Origin of the sequence: Clostridium sp. UBA5988, from assembly GCF_002435615.1 — a bacterium.
Taxonomy (GTDB): domain Bacteria; phylum Bacillota; class Clostridia; order Clostridiales; family Clostridiaceae; genus Clostridium_J; species Clostridium_J sulfidigenes.
In genome coordinates, this window is sequence record NZ_DJBA01000042.1 from 1 (window position 1) to 11,831 (window position 11,831).

8 protein-coding genes are annotated in these 11,831 nt (G+C 29.0%); 4 read left to right on the top strand and 4 right to left on the bottom strand.

The window, feature by feature from the left end; all coding sequences use genetic code 11:
* Positions 1-380: 380 nt before the first annotated feature.
* The gene (locus B3J31_RS10745; protein ID WP_346873977.1) at positions 381-2,369 is read left to right on the top strand and encodes a fructose-1,6-bisphosphatase; all 1,989 of its coding nucleotides are present in this window, start codon (positions 381-383) and stop codon (positions 2,367-2,369) included.
* An 85-nt stretch (positions 2,370-2,454) separates the two neighbouring features.
* Here the strand turns inward: B3J31_RS10745 and B3J31_RS10750 are convergent, their stop codons facing one another.
* The 3 genes from B3J31_RS10750 to pepT all read right to left on the bottom strand — a co-directional run bounded on the left by B3J31_RS10750 (position 2,455) and on the right by pepT (position 5,646).
* Positions 2,455-3,780 carry a trypsin-like peptidase domain-containing protein gene (locus tag B3J31_RS10750; RefSeq protein WP_150844138.1) on the bottom strand — a complete coding sequence of 442 codons (1,326 nt, stop codon included), beginning with the start codon at positions 3,778-3,780 and terminating at the stop codon, positions 2,455-2,457.
* Positions 3,781-4,036: 256 nt separating this feature from the next.
* Positions 4,037-4,342 carry a hypothetical protein gene (locus tag B3J31_RS10755; RefSeq protein WP_346873978.1) on the bottom strand — a complete coding sequence of 102 codons (306 nt, stop codon included), beginning with the start codon at positions 4,340-4,342 and terminating at the stop codon, positions 4,037-4,039.
* 86 nt (positions 4,343-4,428) lie between these two features.
* Positions 4,429-5,646 carry a peptidase T gene (gene pepT, locus B3J31_RS10760; protein WP_346873979.1) on the bottom strand — a complete coding sequence of 406 codons (1,218 nt, stop codon included), beginning with the start codon at positions 5,644-5,646 and terminating at the stop codon, positions 4,429-4,431.
* 279 nt (positions 5,647-5,925) lie between these two features.
* On the opposite strand from pepT, the gene B3J31_RS10765 reads away from it, so the two are divergent.
* Both B3J31_RS10765 and B3J31_RS10770 read left to right on the top strand, forming a co-directional pair.
* A complete protein-coding gene (locus tag B3J31_RS10765) occupies positions 5,926-6,414 on the top strand; it encodes a thioredoxin family protein (RefSeq protein WP_150844135.1) in 489 nt (162 codons plus the stop codon).
* 99 nt (positions 6,415-6,513) lie between these two features.
* On the top strand, positions 6,514-7,131 hold the full coding sequence (locus B3J31_RS10770) for a HutD family protein (RefSeq protein WP_346873980.1): 618 nt from the start codon (positions 6,514-6,516) through the stop codon (positions 7,129-7,131).
* A gap of 128 nt (positions 7,132-7,259) precedes the next feature.
* Here B3J31_RS10770 and B3J31_RS10775 read toward each other — a convergent pair whose 3' ends face one another.
* Positions 7,260-10,772 carry a hypothetical protein gene (locus tag B3J31_RS10775; RefSeq protein WP_346873981.1) on the bottom strand — a complete coding sequence of 1,171 codons (3,513 nt, stop codon included), beginning with the start codon at positions 10,770-10,772 and terminating at the stop codon, positions 7,260-7,262.
* 184 nt (positions 10,773-10,956) lie between these two features.
* Between B3J31_RS10775 and B3J31_RS10780 the strand changes: the two genes are divergently transcribed.
* Entirely contained in the window at positions 10,957-11,772 is an 816-nt protein-coding gene (locus B3J31_RS10780; RefSeq protein WP_346873982.1) for a hypothetical protein, read from the top strand.
* Positions 11,773-11,831: the final 59 nt, after the last annotated feature.

Here is an 11,831-nt window from a genome sequence, read left to right on the forward strand (position 1 = left end):
TCATTACTTGTAAAGTGGTGTTCTTTAATCCTATCATGTAGAATATATCTTTTCAATTCTAATAATGCAAAATAATTCATTGTGTATTTATACCCAATAAAAACTCTATTGATGCTAAGAAATTTGATTACTATATTAAAATTATATATGTAGATTATATATAGATATATGATAACCTATTTATCTATGATATTAGTAAATTATATAAATTTCATGTATAATATCATATATATAATAATTATAATATAGCATATTACATATAACTATATAGATAGTAATTTTTCAAATAACTATATAGATAGCAATTTAAAATAACTATCTATAGATAACTATTTTACTTATAACTATCTGAATAGTTATTTGCTAAGAAGGAGATAATCATGAGCGGAACTTGTGAAATAAGTGCTGATATAATTGAAAAGGATTTAAAATACCTAGAACTTCTTTCTCATAATTTTCCTACAATATCAGATGCTTGTACTGAAATTATAAACTTGGAGGCAATATTAAATTTACCTAAAGGTACGGAGCACTTTTTGACGGATCTTCATGGTGAGCATGAAGCTTTCCAACATGTACTTAAAAATGCTTCAGGTGTAATAAAAAGAAAGGTTAATGATATCTTTGGTAATACCCTTAGAGAATCTGAAAAAAAAGCTTTATGCACTCTTATATATTACCCTGAACAGTATATAGATATTGCCCTTGCTAAAGAAGATGATCCCGATGATTGGTATAAGATTACTCTGAATCAATTGATTCAGGTATGTAGAAATGTATCTTCTAAATATACTCGTTCTAAGGTTAGAAAGGCTCTTCCTGCAGACTTTTCCTATATTATAGAGGAGCTACTTCATGAATCTGAAGCGAGACCAAATAAGCAAGATTATTTTAATGGAATATTAGATACTATTATTTCCATTGGTAGAGCTAGCGATTTTATAACTGCAATTTGTAATGTTATTCAAAGGTTGACTATAGATTCTCTTCACATAGTGGGTGATATCTATGATAGAGGTCCTGGAGCTCACATAATTATGGATATTCTATGTAATTATCATTCCTATGATATTCAATGGGGAAATCATGATATACTTTGGATGGGTGCAGCAGCTGGAAATCATAGTTGCATATGTAATGTTATTAGAATTTGTACTAGATATGCTAATCTAGAAACCTTAGAGGATGGCTATGGTATAAATATTTTACCTCTAGCTCGTTTTGCTATGGATGTATATTCTAATGATCCATGTAAATCCTTTAAACCAAAGGTTACTAATGATTACTTTAAAGAAAAAGACTTAAAACTTATGGCTCAAATGCATAAGGCAATTTCTATTATACAGTTTAAATTAGAAGGTGAAATTATTAAAAGACATCCTGAATTTAACATGGATGATAGAAGACTTCTTGATAAAATTAATTATGAAAAAGGAACAATTGTTATAGGTGGTAAGGAATATGTATTAAATGATACTAACTTCCCTACTATAGATATTAATAATCCTTATAAATTGACAGATGAAGAAAAAGAATTAATGTCTAAGCTTCATAGTTCTTTCTTAAATAGTGAAAAACTTGAGAAACATGTTAGATGTCTTTACTCTAAGGGTAGCCTTTATTTAAAGAGCAATTCTAATCTTTTATATCATGCCTCCATTCCTTTAAATGAAGATGGCACTTTTAAGAATGTTAAGCTTGGAAACAAGGAATTCTGCGGTAAAGAATATTTAGATAGGGTAGATAGAATTACTAGAGAAGCATATTTTAATGAATGTGATAGCAAAAATGCTCATTATGCCTTAGATTACATGTGGTATTTATGGTGTGGCCCTGATTCACCTCTCTTTGGTAAGGATAAAATGGCTACCTTTGAAAGATATTTTATAAATGATAAGATTACTCATAAGGAAAATAAATGCCCTTACTTCAATCTTAGAGATAATGAAGAGGTTTGTAATAATATATTATTAGAATTTGGTCTTTCTCCTAAACATTCTCATATAATTAATGGACACGTACCTGTTAAAACTATTAAAGGTGAAAATCCTATAAAGGCTAATGGGAAACTTTTAGTTATAGATGGGGGATTTTCTAAGGCTTACCAACCTGAGACAGGCATTGCAGGCTATACTTTAATTTATAATTCCTATGGCCTTCAATTAGTTCAGCATGAGCCTTTTGAATCAACTCAAACAGCCATTGATGAGGGGAAAGATATCATATCTACCAACTTCATTTTAGAATTTAACTCTAGAAGGCTAAAGGTTAGGGATACTGATATAGGTAAAGAATTAATAAGTCAAATTCATTACCTTCAAATGCTTTTAAATGCCTATAGAAAAGGGATCATTAAGGAAAGAAAATAATTAAAATACGTCCTATAAACTTCACGTTTATAGGACGTATTTTTATAATATTATAATTAGGGGATAATTATAAGTATTAACTTTATTATTCTACTACTAAAGTAGCTTGCATTGTTTGACCCTTTCTTACGAATTCTATAGGAATACTATCTCCATCACTGTAAGCTTCTTTTTCCTTGTTTAATTCTTCAACGGTCTTAACATTTTTCTTACCTATTTTAGTAATTACATCTCCAGGTTGTAATCCTCCCTTTTGTGCTATACTAAAATCTTCAATACTTTGAATATATATACCTACAGGTAAATTATATTGTTTTGATAAATCTTCTGTTATATTTCTAACTGCTATACCAAACTTTATTTTTTGTTTTACTAAGGCATCTAATTTTTCAGTGGCATCATTTATTGGAATTGCAAAACCTATTCCCTCTACTCCAGTAGAGCCTATCTTAGCTGTATTTATACCTATAACTTCACCTTGAGAATTTATTAATGGCCCTCCACTATTCCCTGGATTTATAGCAGTATCTGTTTGGATAAGGTTCATTTTCTCTCCACCTTCAGTTAAAGCTACGCCTCTATTAACAGCACTTATAATTCCTGTTGTTACAGAGCCTAGATATTCTTTTCCAAGAGGATTTCCTATGGCTATAACTTGTTCTCCTGCTTGAAGACTATCAGAATCTCCTAGTTCTACTTTACCTGGCATTTCAACATCATCAGTGATCTTAACAACTGCTAAATCTGCATCTTCCTGATAGTTTACAACCTTAGCACTTACCTCTTTACCTGTGCTAAATATAACTTTAACTTGACTAGCATTTTTAACTACATGATAGTTTGTAAGTACATAACCATCATCTGAAAAAATAAATCCTGAGCCAATGCCTTCTTGCTCTCCCATATCAAATCCAAATACATTAGTTGAAACTGAAGTGGTTGATACACCAACTACAGCTGGAGAAACCTTTGCTACAACTTCTGGTATATTCATACTGCTTATAGGATTAATATTTGTTGTTGTTCCACTGTTATTTGTTTTTGTTTTAGCTTCCTTAATTGCTGATTGTATAGTGCTTCTCATAGCTCCATAAGTAACACCTGTACCAATTGCTCCTCCTAATATAGAACATATTAGAGCTATAGCTATATAAGATTTAGCTGAACCTTTACCTTTATTCTTTTTATTTTTCTTCTTTTTTTCTTCTTCTTGCCATGATGAAGTATTAACTTCATTGAATTTTAGGTCATCATTTGTTGTATATTCTACATCTTGAATCACAGTGTAGTTTATATTGTCACTAGTATTATTGTCATTATTATCTTTATTAATACCGGTATTTTCATTTAAGTTATTATTGCTATTAATTTGATTATTATTTAATTCATTATTGTTTATATCTTTATCCATATTAAATTTTCCCCCTTATTAAAAGTTAATTTGTTTACTATTCTTATCTATATATATTATTATCAACACTTATGTGTCAGTTAAGTGACTAAAATATGAATGAATTCTTAAATGTCCTTAAAGGATTAAAATTTGAAAAGATCCTATATGTAAATATAATATTCTAAAAAACTACTAAAGCCTTATAGCTTCAGTAGTTTCCTATGTGAACCCTAAATTAACTTAGAGGAAGAATAAATTCTTCCTCTAAGAAATATTAATATAATCTTTTCTTAGCATAGTCTCCGTAATCATTACCATGATCACTCATGTCTACTTCATCTATAATGGAATCAAGATCAACTTCACTTTCGCTTTTTATATCTTCATTTAAATCATCAAAAGCAATTTCTTCACTAGTCTCCATATTGTAATTTCTTCGACTTCTTGTCTTTGCTGCTTCTATCTCAGCTTCTCTTACATTTTCCCAAACTGAATCAGACATAGGGGTTATGCTTCTAAAATCACCAAAATAGTTATGTGCATCTGGTGGATATATTGGTCTCGATTTATCATTACTCATATTATATCGCCCTCCTCAATCACTTTACTATAGTGTGTATTAAGGAGTTAATTTTTATGTATGAGTATTGTAAATCTTAGAATTTTTTATTTTTCTGCATAAAGAGTTATTATCTTAACTATAGTTTCTACTGCCTTTTCCATAGAATCTACAGGAATGAACTCAAATTTTCCGTGGAAGTTATGTCCACCTGTAAATATGTTTGGTGTTGGAAGTCCCATGAAGGATAATCTTGCTCCATCAGTACCTCCTCTTATAGGAACTATAATTGGCTCGATATCAAGAGCTTTCATTGCTTCAACAGCTGTGTCTACTACATGAATTACAGGTTCTACTTTTTCTTTCATGTTGTAGTATTGATCTTTTACTGAAATTTCTATAGTTCCTGCACCATATTTTTTATTAAGAAGTTCTACTATTTCTTTAATTAATGTTTTCTTTTCTTCAAAGGTATTTCTAAAGAAATCTCTTATGATATAAGACATAGTAGTCTTTTCTACAGTTCCTACCATATCGCAAAGCATGAAGAAGCCTTCATATCCTTCTGTGTATTCTGGTCTTGCATTAACAGGTAATAATCCATTTAACTCCATAGCTATTTGCTGAGCATTTACCATTTTATTTTTAGCACTTCCTGGATGAACATTTCTTCCGTTAATAACTATTTCCACACCAGCAGCATTGAAGTTCTCATATTCGATTTCTCCAACAGCTCCCCCATCTACAGTGTAAGCAAAGTCTGCTGCAAATTTTTCTACATCAAAGTGATCTGCTCCTTCTCCAATTTCTTCATCTGGAGTAAATCCAACTTTAATAGTCCCATGTTTTATATCTGGATTTGCAATTAAATATTCCATAGCAGTAACAATTTCTGATATACCAGCTTTGTCGTCTGCCCCTAATAAAGTAGTTCCATCTGTTGTGATAAGAGTTTTTCCTATATAGTCGTTTAATTCAGGAAAATCTTCTGGAGATAAAACTGTATTTGCATTTAATTTAATATCTCCACCTTCATAATTCACCATTTGAGGCTTAACATCTTTACCTGAATAATCCGGAGCAGTATCCATATGAGATATGAACCCAATAGTTGGTATTTTTTTATCTGTATTAGCAGGCAATGTAGCCATTACGTAATTGTTTTCATCAATAGTAACATCACTCATGCCGATTCTTTTTAATTCTTCAAATAAAACTTCACCTAAAACTCTTTGGCTAGCAGTACTTGGAGTTGTTCCCGTAGAATCACTTGATTGTGTATCATACTTAGCATATCCTAAAAATCTTTCTATAACTTTTGACATAATATCGCCGCCTTTTTAAAATTTTATAAATATTTTATATTGTTTATCATATTTATTTTGTCCCATAACCCTAGTATATAAAACTCTAATTTTTTTTACAAGTTAATAAATTGTATATATCTACTATTTTTCAATTTTATTTGTTATAATAATCATGAACAAGCTATGTCTATTACATGCTAACATAATGTATTATATTGAATAAATTTAATTTAATACAATACATTCTAATTTATAAAAGACAAAATTTAGTTATAAGTAATTGGAGGGTAAGATAATATGTTAGATTTTAATAAAGCCTTAAGCTTTGAGGAGTATGTAGAAAAACAACATGCCAAATATGGAAATATCCAAGATAAGACCTATGCAGACACTGAACTTTCTAGTGATACTAAGGAACAAATAAAAAAACTAGACAAGGTTGTTCATGCTGCAATATTTACAGAAGGTTTTTGCCCTGATTGTATCGTAACTATTCCTTTCGTACAAAAACTTTCAGAAGAAAACCAAAACTTAAAGGTTCATTTATTTCCTAGAACAGGTTACGAAGGCTTTCTTGAAGAAGCAGTAGGCTGCAAAAGTATTCCTGCAGTAATCACTTTTACTGAAGAAATGGATCCTAAGGGTGCCTATGTAGAAATGCCTAAGGAGTTATTTAATAAACTTCCTGTAATCTCTAATGATGAGAGAAAAGTTCTTGTTGCAGAATATAGATCCGGAAAATACAATGATTTAATAGAAAAAGACCTTTTAGATATAATACTTTAATTTTGTATTGCATTTTAAAACTCATTCCTATATTTATTCATATATGGATGAGTTTTTTGTATTAATATTATATATGTTAATTATTAATGGGGTGATATTATGGGTTATAAAATAGAAATAATAACAAAGGATAAAATAAAAACTTCTAATTGGAGTGGGGGAACTACCAATGAAATATATATTTATCCTAAAGACTCTAATTACAAAGATTTAAACTTTAAATGGAGAATTAGTTCTGCCACTGTAGAGTTAGAACACTCCACCTTCACTAATCTTCCAAAAGTTTATAGATATATAACAACTTTGGAGGGTTCCATGGATCTTTGTCACAATAAAGGTCCTCTAATTCACTTAGAACCTTTTGAAGTTCATGGATTTTCTGGAGATGTAAACACAGAAAGCTTTGGTACTGTTACAGACTTTAATTTAATGATAGGACCTGGATGTTATGGGGTAATGAAAACCATATGTTTAGGGGATGGTTTACCTTTGAAACTTAGTATAAATGAGTTATCTTATAATTGTGAAGTTTATAGTAATATATTTTACTCTCCTCATGAAATTTTAACTGTGAAAATTGATAATAAAGTTATTACCCTGGATGTTGGAGAAGCCCTCATCGTTGATGAATTCACAAAGAATACCATACCCAAACTAGAACTTTCATCTCAAAATAAATGTAATCTAATACATGTGAAAGTAGGCATTTTAAAATAATAATTAAAAAGGACTATGAAGAAATATATACTTTCTCACAGTCCTTGATTATTTTATATTACTTTTAAATCCTATCCAGTAAATACTATATTACTATAAACATAATATTTTATTTATTTTATTCTTACCTAAGAAATTGCATCAGAGTTTTTATTAACTCTATATAGTTGAAGGTTATCATCTACATTTACTATAACTGCATTATCTGTATTAGGAACACTTGCTACTACTGTATAAGGAGCATATATTGCTCTTCCACGAGCTGCTTTAGCATCTATAGCACCACTAAATAAATTAGTATCTGCTGCAACTTCCCCTACTATGATAGTCATAACAAAGTTATTTTCACTCATTGTTATACCTTTAATTTCCCAAGTGTTAATTTCAGGGACATTTTCTGTAAACATCAATTGGATTTGTCCTAACTTAACATAGCCATTTATATTTTCTGGTATTGTTATTGTTAGCTTCTTATTGTTTATATCATCTCTAACAACATTTATACTATATGATGGTGGTATTTCAGGTACATTAGCATATTCTGTTGATATTGGCTTATTAAATTTTAAAATTAGCTCATATCCATCTTGAGTCATAGAAACTTGAGGTACATATTTCCATTCAAATTCATTAACTGTTAAAATTTCAACTTGTTCATCTTGGAATTGAGCAACCTTATGGTTCTCAACATCAAAAGTATTAAATGGTTTAAATGGAGGATTATTTACAGTATTAACAAACATATAATTAATAACTCCTTCATTTATCTCACTTTGTAATAAGGCAACTGTTAATTGGATAGTATTAGTTCTTAAATCACCAATTGAAGGCGCTATTAAGCTACTTAATACTGGTACACTATGCTTCAAATTTTGACTATCTTTATAATATACTGCAAAATCATGAGTCTCAGTGCTTTGAATATTTTTTGCAAATTTCAACTCAAGTACTGCTGTTTGATATAATACTCCATTATTTAAAACATCATCATGATTTATTGCTAACAAACTAATACCTTCAATGGTTGTTGGAATTTGATTATCGGCATTTATTTTGCCCACATTACCTACATCAGAGCTTCTCAAAATAGGTTTTCCAAATATATCTTTAGTAATTGTAGCTGTATCTTCTTGTTTTACAATTAACTGAATAGTATCTCCACTATTGAAAGTTCCTTGTGGGAATGTAAATATTATATCAGTAAAAGTATTTGGACTTAATACAGCTGTTACAACATCTACTGGTTCACTTCCTCCGTTAATTATTACTTGAAAATCTGTAGCACTTACATTATAGAATAAGTTATTCTCTATTGTTGGACCTAATATACTGCTATTTAAGTGATATTCTAATTTAGTATCAGAGGTTACTATAGCAGTACCATTTTGTATATCTAATTGATTAACAAGATAGTCTATTTTACCAGGTGTACATAATGGATATATATTTCCAGATTCGCTAGTTACATAATTTAATTCAGGACCATTAGTATATCCTATAAATATTTTATATTTATCAATATCAAAATCTGGAATTCCAGGTGGTGTTGTAGTTGGAAGTGTATACCTAATCCATCTATTTTCAAAAATTTGTTCTGTAATTGTTGTAGCATCTAGAAAATAAGAATTAATAATACCTGGTGACTCCTCATAGGTTAACCTATAATTACCTTGTCTCAAAGCAGAAGTTGCTGAACCAGGCATAACATTCATAGGTTGTTTAAACATTATAATAAATCCATTATCCTTATCATCTAATGTTGGTGGTAAATCAACTGGTTTAGTTGCTATTATCATGTCAATTTCTGGAGAAGTATAATCAATAATATCTAACTTTAACTGTTTTGTTGCAATATTAACCCCTGTGATATCTTTAATATTTTCAAGGGCAGTTATAAAGTATTCTCCTGTTGGTAATACTGAATTTATCGTTATTTTAAATTCATATCCAGCTGGATCACCTATTGGTACTATTGATTCTATTGGAATTGGCAATCCTAATTCACCCTTTTGCAAGACATAATTTGAAGGGTTAGTAGCAGAGTTGTCATTAATATTACTATCACGTTCCATAGGTTCATTAAAAACTGCAATTATTCTTGTTTTATCACCTGAATTATCCCCATCTTGATATGCATCTTCAAAAACTGGATTAGTAAGTGGTACTTCTATAGTTCTTTGAACCTCTAAAGTGTCTAATCCAGAAGCATCTAACACTGTACCTACTTTTATTGTGCACTCAGGTATATTCAACAAATTACTTATATCGTCAGTATTCAACAAATACGATAGTTTATTAAACCCATTTCCTACTCTGCTTACTCTTTGGATATCAAGATTAACAGTAGTTGAAGGTAAAATTTCTTTACTTATAGTAAAATAATCAGTTGGTAACTCCTCAATGCCATTTGTTCTTATACATACACTATCCTCAAAGGTAACTTCTATTTCATGATTGGAATTTGCCTTTATATCAGTTATTGTAGTAGCAATACTATTTCTACTACAAGAGAAAGCCTTTTCAAAAACTGCTATAGGTCTATTACTAAAATCAGTTAATCTTTTAGTATTATCTTGGTGTTTTGTAAAGTTTATACTTATTTTGTTCACTGAACCAGTATTAAAGTTTGTGGAATTACATTGAATTTCTATTCTTCTTTTATCTTCACTCACAGTGGCTGTAAATGGATGAACTTTAGTTTCTGTTGGACCTGTAGTATAGATTCTTTCTATGTCAATATTACCTAACCATACATTTTCATTTTCTCCCATATTAGTATCCAGTCCAGTATAAAGCATATAAAAGTTATTTAGTTCTGTATACTGTGGTTCCTGTACAGTATTCTTTACTATTGCGTCTAAATTTTTAACAGGATAATCAAATTCTATTGCAATTATTCTAGTTCCAATACTTTTTACTGTGCAGTTATTTTCATTCATCATAGTAAAATTTTGAAAGTCAAAACTATAAATATCTGTAAAACTATCTGTTTCATTAAAAACTGTAATACTATACGGTGTATTAGATTTAAAAAGATTATTACTATCATTTATATCTCCACTTATAATAACCGTCTTTAAATTAGGATTCTCTGCAGTACTCTTTGATGGATCTTTTAGATTTAACTTATCTACTATTTTAGTATTTATTTCTTTAGGTGTATTAATTGGATCTGAATTTAATTCTGTTACTTTCACCGATATATCATCAGTAAAAGGTACGCTTAATTCTAAGTCAATACTAAAGGGATTAAATTTCCCAATGTTTACTATTTGTAATTGTTCGCTCATAAACAAACCTCCCATTAAACTTTCCATTGTTATAAAATCATCGCTTTCGTTTATAAAACTTAGGATTGTATCATCTTTATCTATATTAAAAGTGAGGATTTTAGTAAAGTTCACTTCTTTATTTATTGGTATATTAATACAATAAAAAAGACTATTATTTATATATAATGCTAAAGTATCCCCTTTATTTTCCTTAGATATATTAAATGTCAACTGCAAATCATAACTTCCTTTTTTTAGAGTTATTTTATTATCTATTACAGTAGCACCATCAATATAAATATTAAAATTTTCATCATATATTGGTAATAGGTCAAAACTATCAATTATCATCCTTATATAATCCCTCACTTCATTTATATAATATTCTATGAAACACATTATTAATTTGTGCACTACTATGTTCTATGTATAAATATATTTAATCTTTATAAAAATTTTAACTCTTGTTTATATATTATTACTTTGATTATGTATTTTTAAGAACTATAAAGTGAGAAGTACATAATATAATTAGTAGGGAGTGAATATAAAATTGAGAAAAATAATCCTAAATAATAGTGTTATTAAGAATAATTTTCACGTGAAAACTAATTCTACTTTAAGTGTTATTAATAATAATAGTAACTTTAACCTTACCTACAGTAGCAATGGACCAATCATCCAACAAAAATTAATAGAATTAAATGGTGAATATTTAGCCCCTATAGAAATAAAATCTTCCGCGATAATAAAAATAAATGATGACTGTATATGTGAAAAAATAATTATAGATTCTATAGAAAATCCTTCAATTTACTTTATAGGAGATATATCTAGAGTTAGGATACTAGAAATAAAATGTTCTTGTAATATAACCTCGCCTTCTACAAGTGAATTTAAGGGATTTGCGTTTTCTCCAATAATTGATATAAATATTAATAATAGTATTCAAAGAAGTCTAATTTCATTCACTGGCAATATGTCAACATCAACTATCAATGTTAATTCATTTACTAAATTAATGTTAAATGGTAAATTTAATTACCTGAATATTATACCTGAACTAGAAAATATAGAGCTAAGATTATGTGGAGACACTAAGATTAATAGTATTGATATACGCTCTAATACCTTAGTAACCAGTAAAAAAGAAAGCTTTGATAAATTGAAAGACCCTGAACAAACTCCAGGTAAAGGTCATGATATGTTATTAGTTGATAAAACATCTTATATTTTAAATTTTATAAATGGTAAGTGCGTCTTATCTATAAATATATCTGAACCTGGTGACTATAGCATAACTTCAAGTCTCTATTTAGATAATGATGACATCCTAATAGGTGAAAATGATGTGCATGTATCCAGCTAAGGTTGAGTGTACTTAATTATGGTATAAAATTTATATCATAATCCTGAATTATTCATAGA